Raw genomic sequence first — 19,074 nt, 5'->3', positions numbered from 1 at the left:
TGGTCGGTGTGAGAGTGGGAGTACACCAGGTGCGTGACCTTGGAGGGCCTGCCGTTGGCGCGGGTCACTTCCTCGATGGCCCGCAGCAGATTGTGCCCGATGGTGGGCGGGGCATCGACGAGCACGACGCCGTCCCGCGTGGTGAGGAACATGGCCTGGTAGTAGGAGTCGGTGACCCAGTACAGGTTGCCCTTGATCTGTCCGACAAAGTAGCCGTCCGCGTTGAGGGCGGGCCCGACCGATGCGGAAGGGATCGGCGCGTAGTCGGGAAGGCGGGGCAGGTCGGCCGCGGCAGCGGTGCCCGGCAGGCCGCCGAGCAGCGAGGCGGCGGTGGGAACTGCCGCGGCGACCGACGCGCGTCTCAGGAACGTGCGACGGTTGGTTCCGCTCGTCTCGGCGGACTCAGTAGTCATGTGTTGTCCTTGTCAGCGAGTCACGGGCCATTGGCGGCTTGTGCTGCGGGCGGCAATCGTTGTCTTCGGACTGACCGACGAGACCAGCGTGATGTGACAACTGCGCTCTTGCCGACGTCAGTTATCGATGTAGGCGAGACAGGTCCATCGTGTTGACCTGTGCTTCCTCAACTCTGCTTCCCTGATGGGCACCTGCGCCGGTACCCAAAGCACCTTTGCTGAGCAGGGGAAGGCCGGCGTCGGCTGTCGTCATCTGTCGTCGTCGGCCGTCCTGGGACGGCCCACAGGCGGCCCAGCGCCGGCCGCCGCTGAGCCGTGGGCTGACCCTGGCTGAGGTCGACGCTTCGGTGGGGTGTCCGGGCGGCCGTCGCAGGGCAGGCCGGGCGGGAAATTCGTCACACGAGAACCCTCGGTCTGGTCTATCTGTCAAGCCCTGTCGCAGTGCCGGCGGTCCTCAGCCCAGCCGGCCGTTCTCGCACCACCACCGGAACAATCCATGAAAGCAGGTACTGTGACCGATTCGAATCTCCCGCCCCTGCAGCCGATGCCAGCCGACTGGCAGCGTGCCCTTGCCGTGGTGGCCCACCCTGATGATCTGGAGTATGGGTGCTCGGCTGCTGTCGCATCCTGGATCCAGGACGGCCGTGAGATCGCCTATGTCCTCGCCACACGCGGCGAAGCGGGCATCGACACGCTGGCGCCGGCTGAATCTGGACCGCTGCGGGAGAAAGAGGAGCGTGCCAGTGCCGCCGTCGTCGGTGTCCGCGTGGTGGAGTTCCTCGACCACCGGGATGGCACGATCGAGTATGGCATCTCGCTGCGTCGCGACATCGCCGCAGCCATCCGTCGTCACCGGCCCGAGTTGCTGATCACCCTGAACCACCATGCGACCTGGGGGTCGGGTACCTGGAACACCCCGGATCACGTGGCGGTGGGGCGCGCCGTCCTCGACGCTGCAGCGGACGCCGGTAACCGCTGGATCTTCCCGGAACTGGCTGAGCAGGAGCTTGCGCCGTGGAATGGCGTCCGGTGGGTCGCCGTCGCCAACTCCCCGAACCCCACCCACGCAGTGCGTGCGGATCGGGGTCTCGAGCAGGCAGTGCTGTCGCTGCTCGAGCATCGCGCATACATCGAGACATTGACCGACGAGGATCCCGAGACATACGTACGCCGCTTCCTGACGGACAGCACCAGCGCGCACAGTGCCCGGTTCGGCGGGAAGCCGGCCGTCGTCTTCGAATTGTTCAGCCGATGACCGGGCGAAGGGCTCTTGCCGCACCTCCGCATCGGCGCAGGGCGTCACTGGAGCATGGTCGTCAGCAGACCGGGGAGATCAGGTAAGGCCGTCGGCCGGCGAACGCCGAAGCGGCCTGTGCACTCCCCATCAGTACATCGTTCTATCGTCGTGGATCCAACATACATAGGGGATGGTAAATATGTCGTACCCGGAACAGGTGTATTGAGGAGAGGGCGGAGAGGCCAGCGCTGGTTTCCGTCCGGCGGACACCGCGCCGAATCACGGCGAAGTCGGTAAGGACGCCATTCATTACTTGGCGACCACGGTCACCACGCGGGGCGAGTTCGGGCTCTCTCGATGGTTGTGCCGGCCCGGCAGCCTCCACGGCGACGGCCACCGCCCGGCGAGGGTGGCATAGGAGATCAGTGGGCGGCCTACGTCGTGCTCGATACGTACAGCGAGGACGAACCACGGGATTACCTACCGGGCGCGAGCCCCACGGTGGCGGAGCGCCCTTAGTAATCGCGGGAGTTGCGAGCTGGTTGCGATGACGCCCGGGGTGACCCAGGAGACCGTGGACGGCATGTCCCTGGCCAAGATCGGCACGATCATCGGGGCATTACGCTCGGAGCCGTACCGATGGTCACCGGCCGGACGGGTCTGCATCCCGAAGAAGAACGGGAAGTGGCGCCCGCTGGGCGTGACGACCTGGTCGGACAAGCTGGTCGCTGAAGTCGTGCGTCTGCTTCTTGAGGCGTACTACGACGTCCAGTTCTCCGACCGCTCCCACGGTTTCCGCCCAGGACTGGGCTGCCACACCGCGTTGGGTGAGGTGGCCACGGCCTGGAGCGGAACGCACTGTTGCCACGCGACCCTTGGCTCGTGTCGGATACCGTGCTGAGCGCTCGGCTCTCGGAGGGGCGGCGCAACGAATCATTCAGTGCCCCCATAGCCGTGTGCGCCATGATCTGGACATCGCTACCGCCTGCCTTGGTCTTCGGCGCATGTCACGCTTTCAGCCGGAGCTTTGTCATAACTCTGAGCAGGAGAGAGCCTGCCGATCCAAGGAGTGTAGTGATGACAAAGCCCGTACTTGAGGCTGCAGCGCAGGAGATCGCGGACGCGACGGCCAACCCGCCGTTCCTGTACGAACTCGGTCCGGAGGGTGCACGGAAGGTCCTGGACGACCTGCAGGCAGCGCCGGTGGCGAAGCCGGACGTCGAGGAGAAGTGGATCACAATACCCGCCGAGGTGGGCGATGTGCGGGTACGCATCGTCAAGCCTGTCGGTAGCCAGGGCACGCTGCCGGTCGTCCTCTATATGCATGGCGGCGGCTGGGTCCTCGGCAACGCCGGCACTCATGACCGTCTGGTGCGTGATCTGGCTGTCGGGGCGAATGCCGCCGTTGTGTTCGTCGAGTACGACCGGTCGCCGGAGGCCAAGTACCCGGTCGCCATCGAGCAGGGATACGCGACTGCTCGATGGATCACCGAGAAGGGTGCCGAGGAAGGCCTGGACGCCTCCCGCCTGGCTGTTGCCGGCGACTCCGTCGGTGGCAACATGACTGCCGCGCTGGCCCTCATGGCCAAGCAGCGCGGCGACGTGACCTTCGTGCACCAGTCGCTGTATTACCCCGTCACGGACGCGGCCCAGGACACCGAGAGCTACGGTGAGTTCGCGGATGGGCCCTTCCTCACAGCGAAGGGTATGGCCTGGTTCTGGGACTGCTACACCACCGATCCCGCCCAGCGGGCGGAGATCACCGTCTCGCCGCTGAGGGCAAGCCTGGAGGAGTTGCAGGGCCTGCCGCCGGCGCTCGTCATCGTCGACGAGAACGACGTTCTGCGGGACGAAGGTGAGGCTTATGCCCGCAAGCTGACCCAAGCCGGTGTTCCAACTACGAGCATCCGTTACAACGGGATCATCCACGACTTCCTGATGCTCAATCCCCTTCGGCCCACGCAGGCCACAACTGCCGCGATTGAGCACGCCATTCGTGCTCTTCGCACAGCCTTCCGCAGCAACTGAGCGTACTGCGCTATTCAACCGCGGCACCTGAAGGACCAGCAGCTTTGAAGCTGTTCACCACCTCGGTGCTCGCGCGCGTGGGTTTGCAGGCGTAGTGCCTGTAACGGGTTTCCCCGGGGTGTCACGACGCCCGGCACGCGCCCCCACTGCGTAGTTGGGAGCGCCCACGTACGTCCAGTACCCGGGCGGCCCTTTCCCCGACTTCGTCCCTGGGATACCCCCACCGCCTTACGCTCGCGCGCACCGAACACCGATCCTTCGTCAGGTGACCCTGACCTGCTGCGATGCAATGTCTCGGAGAACTGGTCGGCGGCCAGAGCCGATGCGGTTCCCGTACGCCGCGGCCCCGCGCCGCGAACCGCTGAACTCCGGGCCCACCCACCGGTCCCGCGATTAGCGAAGCACTACGGGAACAGCGATCATCCGTTTTCTCCGCTGTTCATCGACCCCGCAGACCCGATGAGCACTGTGGGCGAACCGATCAGCACGGTCGCTCGGCACCCGACTAACCCGCGCGCAGAGAGGTTGATCGATGCACCGAGCCGAGTCGATGCTCGGCCGTAGCCGGTTCCTGACAAGCCCCCAAAGGCCTCGCCATGACGTGCGGCAGCATCCTGCCGCAACCGCGGCCATGTCCATCTGTCCGGGCACGGCTGAAATCTCTGCCTCGAAAGGACTTCTCATGTCCCGTCATTCGCTTTACCGACGTGCCCGCACACCGCTCGCCCTCATGGCCACGGCAACGGTCTCCGCCGGCCTTTTCGCTACGACGGCCGGTTCGGCGAGCGCAGCCAAGGCCACTCACTCGCAGAGCGTCAAGCCGACCGTCGTACTCGTCCACGGGGCGTTCGCCGACTCCTCCAGTTGGAACGGCGTCATCAAGAGGCTGGAAAAGGACGGCTACCCGGTGGTGGCCGCGGCCAACCCGCTGCGGGGTCTCAGCAGCGACGCCGCCTCCGTCAAGAACGTGCTGGCCAGCATTGACGGGCCGGTGGTTCTTGCCGCGCACTCCTACGGCGGAGCGGTGATCAGCAACGCCGCCTACGGCTCCGACAAGGTCAAGGCACTGGTGTACGCCGACGCCTTCCTCCCCGACAAGGGCGAGAGCGCCAATGATCTGGCGAGCAAGTTCCCGGGCAGCGTCATCGGCCAGGTTCTTCGTCCCGTCCCGATCACCAACCCCGACGGCTCCAAGGACGTCGACCTCTACATCGACCAGCCCAAGTTCCACCAGGCGTTCGGTGCGGATGTCCCCGCGAAAACCGCTGACCTGATGGCGGTCACCCAGCGTCCCGGGACCGGCACTGCCCTTAACGAACCTTCTGGTGAGCCTGCCTGGAAGACCATCCCTTCCTGGGCCCTGGTGGGCACCAATGACCGGATCATCCCCCTGAAGCTTCAGGTCTACATGGCCAAGCGCGCCCATGCACACATCGAGAAGATCCAGTCCTCCCACGCTGTGAGCGTGTCCCACCCGGACGCCGTCACCCACATCATCGAGGAGGCGGCGCAGACGGTCCACTGACCGACACAGCACGCTTCCAGCAGGTACCTGCACGGGTGATGAACGTGCGGGTACTCGTGGACGTGGTGGTGGTCGCGTCGGCCGTCTCGGCCCTCGCGATCGCCCCGCGTGTCCTGGCCCAGCCCGCCGGCCGCGGCGGACCGCTCCGTCTCACCCGCCGCCGGGCTGGCGCTGGTGACCGGACTGTTCTACACCAACCAGGTGCTGTTCACGGTCTACGTGCTGCGCGTGCACGCAGGCGATCCCTCGTTCTTCTCACGCTGTCTGCCCGCCGGTTGGTTCGACCTGGCGTCGGCGAACCCCGCCCTGCGCACCCCCGCCGCGCGATTCCCGGCGCCCGAACTGCTCGCGCCGAGCGTCCTGCGGGTGCGGGCCTGCAGACCTTCCTGGAACTCTGTCCAGGACCAGGCCGGGCAGTTCGCGTCCACTGGCGGGGGCGGCGGGGATGCCGCTGCGGGTCTCGTCGACTCGCAGCCAGGCGACCTTGCGGGCAGCGGCGCAGGGCGCCGAGGGCGGCGGGGGAGGCGACACGGCCGATGACCTCGGGATGATCGCGAAGCAAGGCCAGGTCGGCGTCAGGCCGCGAGGGTCTTGTGGAGGGCGTCGAGGCCGTCGCGGTAGATGCCGGTGAAGAGGTCGACGACTTCGTCGTCGGTGGCGTTGTCGGGGTTGAAGCGTCCGGACCACTGAACCTCGGCGATGTCGTCCCGGCCGGGAATCGTGTGGACCCGGATGGTGGAGACGTAGCCGTTGACGGGGAACGGGGCCTGGAGGATGGCGTAGCTGTAGTGGCGTTCGGTCTCGTTGAAGTCTACGAGGCGCTCGATGATGACCTCGCCCTCGGGGTTCTTCAGTCGGCGAACCCGGCCGCCTTCGAGCGGGGTGCTCTCGGCGATGTAGGGGAGCCAGTCGGGCAGGGCGTCAAAGCCGCCGATGAGGCTCCAGACCTTGTTAGGGGAGGCGGGCACTATGCGGCTGACGGAGGTGGAGGCCAAGATCTTTCTCCTTCTGGTGCTGGCGTGAGGGCTTCGGGGGTGGGGTCAGGCGCCGTTGGGGAGGGGGGCCGCGGGGCTGACGAGATTGGCGGCGCGCAGGTCGTGCCAGAACGCGGCCGGGATGTTCTCGTCGAGGGCGGCGATGTCCTCGGCGATGCGGCTGGGGCGGGTGGCGCCGGGGATGACGGCGGCGGCGACCGGGTGGGCGAGGGAGAACTGGAGAGCGGCGGCCTTGATGCTGATGCCGTGCTTCTCGGCGAGTGCCTTGAGCTTCCCGACGCGCTCGATGATCTGAGGCGGGGCCTGCTGGTACTCGAAGTGGGCGCCGCCGGCGAGGATGCCGGAGCTGTAGGGCCCGCCGACGACCATGCCGACGTTCTGCTCCTGCGCCATGGGCAGCAGGCGCTGCAGGGCGTGCTCGTGGTCGAGGAGGGTGTAGCGGCCGGCGAGGAGGAATCCGTCCGGCTGCGGCTCGTCGAGGGCGAGGGTCAGTTCGATGGGCTCGGTGCGGTTGACGCCCAGGCCCCATGCCTTGATGACGCCTTCGTCGCGCAGCCGGGACAGCACGCGGAAGGCTCCGGTGCGGGCCTCTTCGTACTTCTGCAGCCACAGGTCGCCGTGGAAGTCCTGTGCGATGTCGTGGACCCAGACGATGTCCAGGCGGTCGACGCCGAGGCGTTTCAGGCTGCCCTCGATGGAGCGCTCGGTGGCCTCGGCGGTCCACTCGTGGACGATCTTGTTCGGGTTGCCGTGTTCGAAGATCCCGCCCTTATCGCCGAGGTCGCGGGCGCCCTCCTCCAACTCGTCGAGGATGACCCGGCCGACCTTGGTCGACAGGACGTAGGCGTCGCGGGGCTTGGTGGAGATGACCTTGCCGAGGCGCTCCTCGGAGAGGCCGGCCCCGTAGAAGGGAGCGGTGTCGTAGTAGCGGATGCCCTGGTCCCAGGCGGCCTCGACCGTGGCACGGGCCTCCTCGTCGGGGATCGCGCGGAACATGTTGCCGAGAGGAGCCGTACCGAAACCGAGCCGGCCGGGAAGGATTTCCTTGAGGGACATGATGGTGCCTTTTCGATTGATGTCTCCGCGTTGGGGGGCGTCCCTGACACGGGGGAGACACGGGAGGGGGATCGGGTGTCTCTGTGGGTGGCTGCCCTGCTGGCGGTGCCGTGGCACTGGATGTACGACGGTCCCCTGTCGGGTCGGGGCCAGGGTGTGGCGTCAATTAATGCATGAGCGCCTTACACGCGTAAACAATAGTTGCAGACGCCGCATAATGCAAAGAGGGTCCCGGCCGGGTGATCTGATCGATTTGGGTACAGCGGTCACTTGGGGCGGGCGAAGGTGGCCCACTGACAACTTCGCTGCGGTCGGACGGGCCGGCAAGCCGAAGGTGTCCGCACGATGACCGCCCGCCCGCGTCGACGACGGGGCCCGCTGCATCCCGCGGGGACGCTGCGCGAGTCGCCGGGCTCCCGGCCGAAGCGCATCGTGAAGAGGAACCACACGGGCACCGTGGATTACCCGGCGGGCGCGTAGGGTGCGAGCCGCCCGACAAGGGGTATCGGCTCCACGCCGGGCGCCCGCGCCTCAGGGGAGGATCGTGGGGACGAGGCCGCCATCGACGCCGAGCGCCCTGCCCGTGGTCGCCGAGGCCTGCTCCGACGCCACGTAGGTGATCATGCTGGCCACCTCGTGGGGGCGGATCAGGCGTTTGAGTAGGGACGCGGACGCACGGTTCTCGGCCAGGTAGCGCCGTTCCTGCTCGCTGGGGTCGAGACCGGGATAGAGCTCGTCGAACATGGCCAGCACGCCGTCACTCATCGTCGGCCCGGGCAGCACGCAATTCACCGTGACCCCGGTGCCGGCGACATCCTGGGCCATGCCGCGAGACACAGCCAGTTGCGCCGTCTTGGTCATCCCGTAGTGGGTCATGTCCGTCGGCGTCTGCACGCCCGCCTCGCTGCTGACGAAGATCACGCGGCCCCACCCCCGCCCGACCATCCGTGGTGCGTAGTGGCGCGCCAGCCGCACGCCGGAGAGCACGTTGACCTCGTAGAGGCGCAGCCAGTCCGCGTCGGGGATCTCGAACACGGGCCTGGTCTCAAAGATGCCGGTGTTATTGACCAGGATGTCGACATCGGGCAACTGCCGCATCAGATCGGCCGCCCCTTCGGCCGTCCCGACATCGGCTGTGACACCGCGTCCGCCGAGCCGCTCCACCGTCTCAGCGACACGGTCGGCGTTGCGACCGTTGACCACGACATCGGCCCCGGCGGAGGCGAGCGCCTGCGCGGTCGCCTCGCCAATTCCCGCGGTCGAACCGGTGACCAGCGCGGTACGTCCACTGAGATCGATCTTCATCGGGCAAGCACCTCTCCAAAAGCGGTGGCGGACCATGGGCGGCGGGCCTCGTCTGAACGCGCCTGCGCCGCACCGGCGTCCGACCGGACCTCGGGACGGCCAGGATCGGCCCATGGCGAGTGGAAGCTGCCCGGAGCGGCGGATCGGTTATGACGAGGGACCAGATGGAAACGATTCTTCGGTAGGGCGGCGGAGCCTGCACCTCGCCGCCGCTTCGCCCGGTCCCGGAGCGGACAATTGCTTGCGCAAGCCTTATAAAGGCTATAGCTGGTATTTCCGAGAAGGGCTTGTCCTGGACTTCAGGCATATCCGGAAGGAGACCTGGGCCCATGACCGCCACGGATCCGGCGCTGACCGCCCTTGCCAATGGATGGGCGGCCCTCTACCTCCTTTGCGGCAGGATCGAGGCGCACATCGAGCGCGCCCTGCAGTCCGGGCCCAACTGAGCGTGCGGGAGTACTCGTTGCTCGACGTGCTCAGCCGCCAGCACGACGGCGAGGGCGGGCACCTGCCGATGAAGCAGCTCGCCAGGTGTAGGGCTGGCAGGTGCGGCAGGACACGGACTTCGCGCAGGTAGGCGTTGGGTGAGCGACCGGGGTCGGGGCGGGTGGCACTGGTGTGGCCGTGGCGGCACGGGTAGCCGGGCCGGTGGTGGATCCAGTGGGATTCCATGCGCCGCCCGCAGACGCCGCAGGACAGGAATCCGGCCAGGAGATAGGTGCGTCCGGGTGTCGTCTTGCGGCGGGTGCGGAGGTTCTGGAGGGTGAGTCGGCGCCGCCCTTGCGTCAGCGGCCTTCGGAGCGCAGCAGCTCTCGCCATTCCTCCGCACTTCGGCTGACAGGCTCTGTCGTCGCGATGAAGCTCTCCAGCACGGCCAGGAAGCGTTGCGGATCTGTGTGGAACGGAAAGTGCCCCGAGTCTTCGAAGATCTCCAGGCGGCTGCCGGGCATGGCCGCGTGCGCCATCTCGGCGTGCTGGGCGGGCACCACCTGGTCGCGGGATCCCCAGACCAGCAGGGTCGGCATTCCGGCGGTGAGATAGCAGCGGTCAAGCATGGTCACCACCTGACCGCGCCAGTCGACCACCGCGCGCAGCGTGCGGATGAACGCATCGCGGGAGGCCGAGTCGGGCAGCGCGTCCACCAGTCGCAGCAGGTCCGGGGCGTCCACGCCGAGCCCGGTATCGAGCAGCTGCAGCAGCCGGATCACGATGGCGGTCTGCGTCCGTACCATCGGAAGCCGCAGCGAGGCCAGAGCCAGATGGGCCCCGGGCAGCGAGGCCAGGCGCAGCGCCGGAGTGACAGCGCGGCCCACCCCGCCGGTGCTCACCAGCGCCAGCCGCTCGGTCCGGTCTGGGAATTGGTATGCGAACTGCATGGCCACACCACCGCCGAGGGAGTGTCCGACAAGCGTCACCTTGTCGATGCCCAGCACTCCCAGCAGGTCCCGCATGCCGTTGGCGTAGGCGGGGACTGAGTAGTCGCCGCGTGGCTTGTCGGAGGCGCCGTGGCCCAACAGGTCCGGGGCGATGACCGTGTGGTGCCGGGCCAGCTCGGGGATCAGGTTGGCCCAGGTGTCGGACGAGTCACCGATGCCATGGATCAGCAGTACAGCCGGACCTTTGCCCGCCAAGCGGAAGGCCCAGCGGTGGCCGTGCACGACCCGGTACTGCCGTGGGGCGGGCTTGTGGATCGTACGCAGCCGCGTGGACTCGCCACGCTGCGGGGGGACGCCTGGCATAGCGGCTCCTCTCCAGGGCGAAGGGCCCCTGGGCGGCTCGTCGGTTGACGGGCCCGTAACGCATATGCGCTGGAGGAATCTAAATCGACAAGTCGATTTATTGAAGTCGGCCAGGTCACAGGACGCGCTGGTGACGCCGCACAGAACCTGCCCGAAGTGCCAATGTGACCTGCGGCTTTGCGTACCCGGCAGGCCGGCCGCGCCCCCTCCGACGTGAGGTACGCCACGGCTCTGACGTTCACAGCCGCAGAGCGTTTTGGCGCCTTGGCGGTGAGTGTGAGGTGATCTTGGCCTTCAGGCGGAGATCGGGAGGCTGTGCTCGGGCCTCTGGACTTGGCGATTTTCTTGATCTCGCGGCGTTCGGGTCACGTGAACGTCTCCGGCCGGCCGCACTCGTGCTTCTGGTAAAGGGAGCCGATGTCGTCGGTGTTGAAGGTGTGGATCACATCATGCCCCGGTCGCCGCTGGTGAACGCCGCCCGGGCGATCCTCGCCGCGGGCGTGCCCTGCGCGGCGAGGAGGGTGAGGTGGGCTCGAGGCGCCGCACTACCCCCGCCACCGGCAGCGATGACTTTCCGAGCCCGACAGGATGAGTTGTCGGCAGGCGCAGGGCGGCCGTGTCGTTACCCGCGGCCACCCCGCCTCCGCTGACAAACGGCGGCACACTACAGGTCACGCCCTATAGCCGCCGTGTCAGTCGCACAAATCCCAGATCGGGACAACGTTGTTCAGTCCCCATAGCGTTCCTGCGAACGATGAGCCGCTGGAGTACTGTCTCCTTAAGGCCCGTTCCTGACAGGAAGAACGGATCATGATTCCACTCTCGCGGAAGGAACTCGCGGCGGCCTATTCAGACGCACTCGCCTTCGATAACCCGCTGACCGCCGTGATCTCGACGGATCAATTCTCGGCCAGTTACAGCTCTCGCCCCGCATGGGTGCTGGGGCCGTTTACAAAGGATGACTCGCTCACATTTCGCCCCACCGGCCAGTGGAACGATCCGACCGGAATCGGCTGGACCTCGAGTTCGATATTCAATCCGTCTTTGATCTTCAAGGACTCGTCGCTCCATCTTTTCTACCGTGCCTCGCCGCGGAAGGAATCGACCGCCAGCCGAATCGGGCTTGCAATCAACGACGGATCAGGGTGGGCGGATTTCGCAGACAACCCCATCATCTTCCCAACCAGGGACAAATGAGCTGCTGAGTTGTGAAGACCCAAAGGTCTACGCGGCCGAAGGTCGCTATTTCATGTTTTACAACGGAATCTGGGCAGTAGCCGGCTCCCAGGAGCAATCGGAATACCCGTCGCCCGGATACCCAGTGGAGACATTGGGGTGCGATATCAACGTAGCTGTGTCGGACGATCTACTGCACTGGGAGAAACTCGGCCTTACCGTGCCGTACGAAGTCTCCAGGCTGTGGGCGAAAGGCGCGGTCATCCCTCGCAATCCGAACGGTGAGGCCGTGAAGATCGACGGACAGTACCTCATGTACTTGTCGGAGGGCTGTAACGGAATCCGCTACGTGGGCCGGTCGACGGACATGATCAACTGGACCTTCGAGTCGCAGAAGTATCTTGACCTGACCGAACTCGGCGGCACGCTCTACGAGGTCGCCTGCGCCGTCACCGAGCATGACGAGTCGCACGATCTGGTCCTGGACTTCTTCTACAGCGACGAGAACGGTGATTTCGCCGCCGCACAGGGCCTATTTTCCAGAAATTCACCCTTCACTCAGCGAGCCCTCAACCGAGGTGGCTCCCTGGCCTGGGGAGGGCTTACCAGTCTGAACGGCACACTCGCCTTCGCGCAGGGATGGGACTCCGCGCCTGACACTCGAGAGATGTTCTTCTACCGCACAGTGGCGTCCTGATTCTCAACGAGGAGTTTCCATCGTCAACTTGCCCCGTCGCTGAGGGGCAGGGCTTGGCGGTAGGGCCCAACTGGAGCTGTATGGATGACATTGCACGGTGCCCGTCGCGTCCGACGGCGGAGTCATCGAAGGTGGACCAGGACCCGGCCGGCGTTGGTCGCGTCGGTCTCCACGCGCACGTAGAGCTTCTTGATGTGCTTCTGCGCCAGCACGGCCAGCACCCGCTTCTTCAGCTGGCCCGTCCCCTTGCCTGGGATGATCTGCACGACGTCGACCCCAGTAGCGGCGGCCTTGAACAGGGTCTGGCGCAGTGCGACGTCGATGTCGCGGTTGTTGCGGAAGATCGGGTGCAGATCCAACGTGAGCAGGGCAATCGCCTCCGATGCGCTCGGTCACCGGCCGCAGCCGGGTCCCCGTGGGGGTCGTGCAGTGGCAGCGTACGTCGTGCTTTCGACCCTGTCCCACCCTGGGGTGCGGACTTCCGGTGGTGCGGCCGGAAGCGTGTCGGCGTGCGGGTGAACCTGCGGCAGCCTACAGGGGTAGCCCAACGTAGCCGTTTCGCTACGGTTTGATCAGGCGCATGCCGTAGCCCTGCAGGAGCGTTGTTGCGAAGGGCGCACGCCGGGACGGGCGAGGCCCTCGCCCGGGGGCGAGGCCCTCGCCCGGGGGCGAGTGTGGCTGTGCCGAGGACGGCTCTTGCGCCTCATTGCGTTCCGTGGCTGATGGTGATGCCCAGGGCCCCGTAAAATGGGTATTCCCCCTCGGGATTGGCTGTGCGGATGCGTTGCACGATGACCCTGGCCAGATCATGGGCCGCATCGGCCGCTGCTGCCTAGCAGTCGGGTGACGGCTTATTAGTTTTCGCGGATGTCGCAGCTTGAGTTGCCTGCCATCCGGTGCGTGGCGGTCGATTGCGAGGCCAGCCCGATGTCGTACAGGGCGGCGTGCAGTGCGTCGCCGGACGGGTCACCGGTGAAGATGCGCCCGGTGTGGTTGCCGCCATGCGGGCCAGACCGACGATGCGTCCGCCGGGCCGAAGCCGGGCACCGGCCGTGCCCAGTACTCCCAGTCCTGGAACGTTCTGCGCTTGAGTTCGCCCAGTGAACTCATCCGGGGAGCAGCCCCTGCGGGCAGGTCGTGTGACTCCGCGTTTGCCGTCCATACCGTGCTCCTCGTCAATACGCCGTGCCGGCCGCCGCCCTCACCGGAGGATTGTGGTGACTGACCGGGGGGAATCTTGACCCGGTTCGCATGACGAGCCTCCGATAAAATGGGCGAGTCGGGAAACATCCGCTTCGCCGCGGAGGCAGATCTGTCCGCCCGTGCGGCCAGGCCGGCCGACCGATCTGGAGGGCACTCTTATGGTCAAACAGATCACCTGCCGCAGAGTCTACGAGGAGACCTCGCCGCAGGACGGGAAGCGCGTACTTGTCGACCGGGTGTGGCCACGGGGCATGCGCAAGGAGGACGCGCATCTGGATGAGTGGCTGCGTGATGTCGCCCCGTCGAGCGAACTACGCAAGTGGTATGGCCATGAGACCAGTCGCTTCCCCGAATTCCGTCGTCGCTATGTGGCGGAACTGCGTGATGCGGGGCACCGTGAGGCGGCCGAGCATCTGCGTGACCTGGCGGCGCACGACAAGCTCTTGCTGTTGACCGCCACCAAGGACGTGGATCACAGCCAGGCAGCTGTCCTGGCTGAGTGGCTGACCGAGAAACGGTGACGCACACAAGAGGGTCCACAAGGACGGCAAGCCGCTGATTTCGATCGCGACGGCGGGTGCGGGGGAGTGCATGTCGCGAGGCGCCGCACCGTCGGCGTGGGCTGCACACTCCTTCCCACGGTCACCGCTCGCTGCTGGTCAAGCAGCGTAGGTCTCGGGATGCGCCAGGCGTCCCACCGAGAGGTCGACGAGAAGCGCACCACCGAGGGCAACCCTTACCACCCGCACACCCCGGCGGTGCCGGTGGAGCCCGGGAAGATCGAGGAGTACGTGCTGCGGCTGTACCCGTTCGCGGCCACCACCAGCCGGGGCACCGCCTGGTGGTGGAACTGTCGAACGACGAGCCGCTGGCCGACGCGCACAACGCGCTGCTGCCGCCGGACGCCTTCCACCTGCCGGTGGGCCACCCCGTCACCCACAAGATCTACCGCGACGCCGCGCACCCCTCCCGGCTGGTGCTGCCGTTCACGACGGTCACGGCGCCGGACGCGACGCGATCGGGCTCTGTACGCACCGACGACGGAGACCGGCGCAGCGGCTCCTGACGAGACCGACGCCGCCCGGGGGACCGCCGTACCCCCGGCCGGCCTCACCTTTACGTCCGAGTAGCGTCCGGATCCTCGCGCTGCGCGTCGTCCCTGCCGCCGGCCAAGCAGCGGTCGGCCATGCCGGATTCCGGCGGTCGGCCGATCTGGTCCGCGGTCGACCGGCCGCAGTGTTCGCCGAGGCAGCCGAATCATCGCCGCTCCGTCCGTCACTGCGTGATCAGCCGGCGGTATTCCGTTCGGCCGGCCCTGGGTCCGACCACCCAGCGCTGGGCGCTGCGTTCGCCGAGTAGGGCCGCATCGACAAGACCGTGCACCTCTGTTTGCCCTTGACGATCGGTCAGGCCGCTGGTGTGGTCGAGGGCGGCGAGCAGGTGGATCTTGCGGCCTGCGGTCCTGGCGGCGCTGCGCAGGCTCTTCCCGTCGACCGCCGGGCCGCGCAGCTTGCCCTCGCAGCGGCTGCGGCGGTCCGTGAGCCAGCGGCCGACCGCTCGGTCCAGGGCGTCGCCGTCCATCCGGCCGGCAGCCTGCGAACCGTTGTCTTCGCAGGGAAGAACCGTTTCGGGAACAGCGGATCGGGGTGCACGCCGACGTGCTCCAAGATGTGCACCGGAGCGTCGGCGATCCATTCGCCGATCGCCGGCAGCGAGGTCGCCCCCGCCAGCACCACACAGGCGGCCAGAGTCAGCCCGCCGACAAGACCGTGACGCACTCCGCGCGGATTGCGGGGGTCGGGCACCTCGACAAGCTGCTCAAGCAGGTCCGGGACTTTCCCGGGCACTACCTCGGGAGGCTCACGAAGTCGGCCGAGGGCAGGCGGGATCGGCGATGCTGCTTCAGCAGGCACGGTCTTCCAGGCAGGTCACGGGGGCGTCGAGAGCTTAATGATCTTGGAAGCCCGTGTCTGTCACCTTCCCAGAGCTTCGTCAGCCGGCATGTCGTCACGAACCGGACACCACTCGACTTCGTCGAAGCCCTGCCCAGCCGGCCAGCGGGGACAGCGCGAAACGGAAGCGAGTAAACCGTTTTCATCCTGCGCTGTAGAGATGAAAGAGGTTCAGTGACTGCTCTTCTCCATCAGGAAGTCTTTACCGCTTGGTGGAACTTCACGCCTTCCACGTGATCGTTGGGCCGGGCTACTCTCTTTTGGTTTTTCATTGCATCGGGGGACCAGGAGTCAAAAAGCAGGCGCTTCTTGCCTTTTCGTCCCCGGGTGACGCTCTGCAACGCTTGTTCACTCTGTACTGGAGGACACGGGTGGCTCAGCGCCCGCTCATACGTGGCTCGATCGCCGTGGCTGCCGCATGCGCCATGGCCTCGGGGTTCGCTTGCTTCGCGGCGCCCGCGGCTCTCGCGGGCACGGCGACAGAGGTGGTCATTCCCGCAGCCATGGACTACAACCCGCCACAGGACCTGCTTAAGTTCGCGGGATCGGGTGGGTTCCTGCACCGGCCGTCGGGGAAGTCCACCGACGTCTGGACACCGTATTCGGGAGGTCCCGGCATTTCCGTGCCCGGGACTCATTACTCGTTTCCCGGGGGATCGGGAGCGGGTTCGGACATCGTGGCCACTGTGATCAACCCCCGCGTCGGTGTTCAGCTTCAGGACATGGACGCGGGTACGACGACCACGATGACCTTTCCCAGTGGCCAGATCTACGTGGGTACTTTCGGGTCACATGTCCTCACTTCCTCCAAGGCCGCGGACGGTACCGTTTCCCTGCACGTCCTCAGCATGGCGAGCGGGCCGCTGACGGACACCCCTGTCACCGGCCTGACGGACGCGTCTGTGATGGCCGGTGACGCGAACGCCGTGCTGATGAAGTACTACGACTCCACCAGCTGGAGGCTTGGCCTGGTGGACCTGGCGAGCGGTCAGGTCCACCAGGTGTTCGGCTCCGTGCCCCGTGATGCCGATGGGGTGCTGACAGACAAGTACGTCGGGTGGTATCTGGCAGGCCAAACGAGTCTTCATCTGCTGTCACGATCCGACGTCACCGGGTCCGAGACCGCCGTCCAGATTCCCCTGACGACCAGCCCCGCATCCAAGACGAGGCTCATGAATGTGCGTCAACTCGCCATCGTCGGCGACAGGCTGCTGATCACCTACGACTGGGGCAGCTACCCGGGCCCGACCGACGAGAAGCTGGGCGGCGCCCTGTACGAGATGCCGCTCACCGGTGGAACCCCGACCCTGGTCATCGACCATGTGCGGACGGACACGCTCGTTCCCGGAGCCAATGGCGCTCTCGCGCTGGGCGGTTCTTCGGAGACCGACTGGGGCGTCCGCCAGGTGACATCGGTCCCGGATGGAGCGCCGACGCAGACCGTTGTGTACCCCGATCCAGCCGGTCCCGCACCCATCGGTGGAATATCCCTGGCGGGCGGCCAACTCGCCACGATCGAGAACGGCGGGGACCCAGGCGGGGACGTGTTCACGAGGACGATCCAGCTCGGAGGCTCGCCGGCGTACGGGGCGCACACGGCGCTCGGGACAGCCCACCAGCCGAGCGACTGCGCCTCGGCCGATTACTGCACACCGCAGATTGGTACCGGTGACGGCCGCATCGCGCAGCTTGTGGGCGGGGACCAGGTGGCGGTCCAGGGCAGCACTACGTTCTCCGAGGTGACTCCCGGCGCGACGGGTGGCACGCTCGTCGACTCTGACGGCCGGTATGTCGTCTACGACAGCAGCTCTACCGGGGAGCAGTACATCGGTGACACCACGTTGAGCAGCACCTCGAAGGTGCTCTTCACGCGCCCGGTCACTGCGGCGGCCCTGTCGGAGTCCACTCTGTGGGTCGCGAATCCCACCGCCGGATCGATCAGCGCCATCGAACTGACGAGCCGGAAGACGACACGTACCGTCGACACCGGAGCTCCGTGCGTCCCCAGTGAGCTGCAGGCCGCCGCCGGCCGGTGGATCTACTGGTCGTGCGGTTCCTCCGGCCCGGCGGGCGTCTACGACCTGACCAAGCACACCGAGGTCTCTGTCCCGTCCTCGGGGCCCACGCAACTCGGCGACGGCTACGTCGTCGAGCACGACAGGACCGCCGGAAAACTGGAGTTGACCGACGTCCACACCGGCGAGGCCGTCACCAGCGAACTGACCGATCTACCGGCCGGTCACCTCGCGGACGACCGGCGTGCGACGTGGGCGGTGGACAGGTACAGCGGTGGCGGGATCGCCTACCTCGACGCGCAAGACGACATCCACATCGTCGACCCGCACATCCCCGCCTCCACCGCGTCCGGACACCTCATGCTGCCGGGCCAGCGCCTGAATCCGGGGCAGAACATCACGAGCAGCAGCATGCGTCTGGTCATGCAGACCGACGGCAACCTGGTGGCCTACCTCAAGTCTGGTGGCAGCAGGCCGCCGGCGGTGTGGTCCAGCGGCACCTCCGGCCATACCGGCGCCTACGCGGTCATGCAGAACGACGGCAACCTGGTGGTCTACAGCCAAAGCGGCGGCGCGGCGACCGGCGGCGCGCTGTGGTCCACACACACCTACGGCCACCTCGGTGCGTACGCCGACCTCCAGGACGACGGGAACCTCGTCGTCTACCGCCAGGCCGGCACCTCCTCGACCGACACGCTGTGGGCCAGCGGTACATACGGGCACTCGCAGACCATCCGCCCCGGCCAGACGTTGCAGGCCGCCTGGTGGACGCAGGGGCAGCGCACCTTCCTGGTGATGCAGAACGACGGCAATCTCATCATGTATCGCAAACGGGACAGCGCGGCCATCTGGTCCACCAGGACCTCCGGGCACCCCGGTGCCTACGCGGTCATGCAGCGTGACGGAAACCTCGTCGTCTACCGCAAGGGCGGCGGCCCCAGCGCGGGCGGAGCACTTTGGAGCACCCGCACCCACGGCCATACCGGTGCCTACGCGGTCATGCAGAACGATGGCAACCTGGTGGTCTACAAGAGCGGCGGCGGCCCGACGGCCGGCGGCGCGCTCTGGGCCACCAACACCTACCGCAGCGCGTCCTGACCCTCGGCTCTCCTCGGTGCCACCAGCCCGGCCCGGCCGATGAAGCGGCCCGGCCGGGCTGCGCACGCTCAGCCTTCGGGCGGTGGGCATCCACAAGCCTCGCAAGCGTGCGATCCGCCCCGTCGATAGCGGCCTGCAGCCGCGAACCGCTCCAACGCCAGCGCGACGAGCGGACACCTACGCCTCACCGGGCGCCCCGTCGGTTCTACCCGCCGTACCCACTTGGCCGACCTCCACCTCGACCCCAGGCTCTGTGGGAAGACACACACGCCATCCGTGAATCGGGCGACAGAGTCCTACAGCACCCACGCCTGGCATGGCGCCTTCTACCTCTTCGGCTTTGACGACACGACCATCACCGTGCGCAGCCTGATCCAGCAGGCATGGACGACTGACCTCCGGGACGAACGCCCGAGCCGCCGACCCTGACCACACGCCTATCCGCGCGGTCTCTCCATCATCTGAGAGGTCTTTCCTCCGGGCCGGGGCCTGTGGATGTACTGGTCGGCCCAGGCGCTGACGATGTGGCCGGCTCGCTGAGCTTGTCCTCGTGCGGTCAGGAGATGGTCTGCTCCTTCGAGCGAGACGAAGCTTCGCGGGTGTCGTGCCTCGAGGAAGATCTCTGCGGCGTTGGC

Annotated in this window: 16 protein-coding genes and 6 pseudogenes; 12 read left to right on the top strand and 10 right to left on the bottom strand. The window is 66.8% G+C overall.

Annotated elements, in window-relative coordinates; all coding sequences use genetic code 11:
- A pseudogene (locus tag ACWDA7_RS38680) lies at positions 1-413 on the bottom strand (MBL fold metallo-hydrolase); the annotation flags it as partial.
- A 544-nt stretch (positions 414-957) separates the two neighbouring features.
- Between ACWDA7_RS38680 and ACWDA7_RS38675 the strand changes: the two are divergent.
- The 5 genes and pseudogenes from ACWDA7_RS38675 (at position 958) to ACWDA7_RS38655 (ending at position 5,743) form a co-directional block, all read left to right on the top strand.
- Positions 958-1,668, top strand: a complete 711-nt coding sequence (locus ACWDA7_RS38675; protein ID WP_450610886.1) for a PIG-L deacetylase family protein — start codon at positions 958-960, stop codon at positions 1,666-1,668.
- Positions 1,669-2,194: 526 nt separating this feature from the next.
- A pseudogene (locus ACWDA7_RS38670) lies at positions 2,195-2,506 on the top strand (reverse transcriptase domain-containing protein); the annotation flags it as partial.
- 221 nt (positions 2,507-2,727) lie between these two features.
- The gene (locus ACWDA7_RS38665) at positions 2,728-3,678 is read left to right on the top strand and encodes an alpha/beta hydrolase (protein ID WP_450610884.1); all 951 of its coding nucleotides are present in this window, start codon (positions 2,728-2,730) and stop codon (positions 3,676-3,678) included.
- A gap of 682 nt (positions 3,679-4,360) precedes the next feature.
- The gene (locus tag ACWDA7_RS38660) at positions 4,361-5,203 is read left to right on the top strand and encodes an alpha/beta fold hydrolase (protein WP_450610882.1); all 843 of its coding nucleotides are present in this window, start codon (positions 4,361-4,363) and stop codon (positions 5,201-5,203) included.
- A 108-nt stretch (positions 5,204-5,311) separates the two neighbouring features.
- Positions 5,312-5,743, top strand: coding sequence for a hypothetical protein (locus ACWDA7_RS38655; protein ID WP_450610880.1), 432 nt, complete (start codon positions 5,312-5,314; stop codon positions 5,741-5,743).
- Between the two features lie 35 nt (positions 5,744-5,778).
- Here ACWDA7_RS38655 and ACWDA7_RS38650 read toward each other — a convergent pair whose 3' ends face one another.
- From ACWDA7_RS38650 to ACWDA7_RS38640, 3 genes are all read right to left on the bottom strand, one after another.
- The gene (locus ACWDA7_RS38650) at positions 5,779-6,198 is read right to left on the bottom strand and encodes an SRPBCC family protein (protein ID WP_450610878.1); all 420 of its coding nucleotides are present in this window, start codon (positions 6,196-6,198) and stop codon (positions 5,779-5,781) included.
- A gap of 45 nt (positions 6,199-6,243) precedes the next feature.
- Positions 6,244-7,254 (bottom strand): aldo/keto reductase, encoded by a 1,011-nt coding sequence (locus tag ACWDA7_RS38645; RefSeq protein WP_450610876.1) that lies wholly within the window; start codon positions 7,252-7,254, stop codon positions 6,244-6,246.
- Positions 7,255-7,785: 531 nt separating this feature from the next.
- Positions 7,786-8,559 (bottom strand): SDR family NAD(P)-dependent oxidoreductase, encoded by a 774-nt coding sequence (locus tag ACWDA7_RS38640; RefSeq protein WP_450610874.1) that lies wholly within the window; start codon positions 8,557-8,559, stop codon positions 7,786-7,788.
- A 329-nt stretch (positions 8,560-8,888) separates the two neighbouring features.
- On the opposite strand from ACWDA7_RS38640, the pseudogene ACWDA7_RS38635 reads away from it, so the two are divergent.
- A pseudogene (locus tag ACWDA7_RS38635) lies at positions 8,889-9,088 on the top strand (MarR family transcriptional regulator); the annotation flags it as partial.
- Positions 9,089-9,344: 256 nt separating this feature from the next.
- Here ACWDA7_RS38635 and ACWDA7_RS38630 read toward each other — a convergent pair.
- A complete protein-coding gene (locus ACWDA7_RS38630) occupies positions 9,345-10,298 on the bottom strand; it encodes an alpha/beta fold hydrolase (protein ID WP_450610872.1) in 954 nt (317 codons plus the stop codon).
- Positions 10,299-11,108: 810 nt separating this feature from the next.
- On the opposite strand from ACWDA7_RS38630, the gene ACWDA7_RS38625 reads away from it, so the two are divergent.
- Positions 11,109-11,495 carry a hypothetical protein gene (locus ACWDA7_RS38625; protein ID WP_450610870.1) on the top strand — a complete coding sequence of 129 codons (387 nt, stop codon included), beginning with the start codon at positions 11,109-11,111 and terminating at the stop codon, positions 11,493-11,495.
- 157 nt (positions 11,496-11,652) lie between these two features.
- On the top strand, positions 11,653-12,171 hold the full coding sequence (locus ACWDA7_RS38620) for a hypothetical protein (protein ID WP_450610868.1): 519 nt from the start codon (positions 11,653-11,655) through the stop codon (positions 12,169-12,171).
- Between the two features lie 122 nt (positions 12,172-12,293).
- Here the strand turns inward: ACWDA7_RS38620 and ACWDA7_RS38615 are convergent, their stop codons facing one another.
- Positions 12,294-12,530 (bottom strand): Smr/MutS family protein, encoded by a 237-nt coding sequence (locus tag ACWDA7_RS38615; RefSeq protein WP_432934910.1) that lies wholly within the window; start codon positions 12,528-12,530, stop codon positions 12,294-12,296.
- 537 nt (positions 12,531-13,067) lie between these two features.
- Positions 13,068-13,281 (bottom strand): annotated as a pseudogene (locus ACWDA7_RS38610) (uracil-DNA glycosylase); the annotation flags it as partial.
- Between the two features lie 251 nt (positions 13,282-13,532).
- Here ACWDA7_RS38610 and ACWDA7_RS38605 point away from each other — a divergent pair.
- Positions 13,533-13,895 (top strand): DUF488 domain-containing protein, encoded by a 363-nt coding sequence (locus tag ACWDA7_RS38605; protein ID WP_450610866.1) that lies wholly within the window; start codon positions 13,533-13,535, stop codon positions 13,893-13,895.
- A gap of 323 nt (positions 13,896-14,218) precedes the next feature.
- A complete protein-coding gene (locus tag ACWDA7_RS38600) occupies positions 14,219-14,440 on the top strand; it encodes a hypothetical protein (protein ID WP_450610864.1) in 222 nt (73 codons plus the stop codon).
- A gap of 209 nt (positions 14,441-14,649) precedes the next feature.
- Here ACWDA7_RS38600 and ACWDA7_RS38595 read toward each other — a convergent pair whose 3' ends face one another.
- The gene (locus ACWDA7_RS38595) at positions 14,650-14,955 is read right to left on the bottom strand and encodes a hypothetical protein (protein ID WP_450610888.1); all 306 of its coding nucleotides are present in this window, start codon (positions 14,953-14,955) and stop codon (positions 14,650-14,652) included.
- Between the two features lie 68 nt (positions 14,956-15,023).
- Positions 15,024-15,152 (bottom strand): annotated as a pseudogene (locus tag ACWDA7_RS38590) (ISAs1 family transposase); the annotation flags it as partial.
- 860 nt (positions 15,153-16,012) lie between these two features.
- Between ACWDA7_RS38590 and ACWDA7_RS38585 the strand changes: the two are divergent.
- Both ACWDA7_RS38585 and ACWDA7_RS38580 read left to right on the top strand, forming a co-directional pair.
- Positions 16,013-18,439, top strand: coding sequence for a hypothetical protein (locus ACWDA7_RS38585; RefSeq protein ID WP_450610862.1), 2,427 nt, complete (start codon positions 16,013-16,015; stop codon positions 18,437-18,439).
- A gap of 276 nt (positions 18,440-18,715) precedes the next feature.
- Positions 18,716-18,868 carry a hypothetical protein gene (locus ACWDA7_RS38580; protein ID WP_450610860.1) on the top strand — a complete coding sequence of 51 codons (153 nt, stop codon included), beginning with the start codon at positions 18,716-18,718 and terminating at the stop codon, positions 18,866-18,868.
- An 8-nt stretch (positions 18,869-18,876) separates the two neighbouring features.
- Here ACWDA7_RS38580 and ACWDA7_RS38575 read toward each other — a convergent pair.
- Positions 18,877-19,074, bottom strand: a pseudogene (locus ACWDA7_RS38575) (alpha/beta hydrolase); the annotation flags it as partial.

The organism is Streptomyces sp. NPDC001156 (assembly GCF_053598275.1).
The sequence above is the reverse complement of the archived record's forward strand: the minus strand, read 5'-3'. Positions and strand labels throughout refer to the sequence as shown.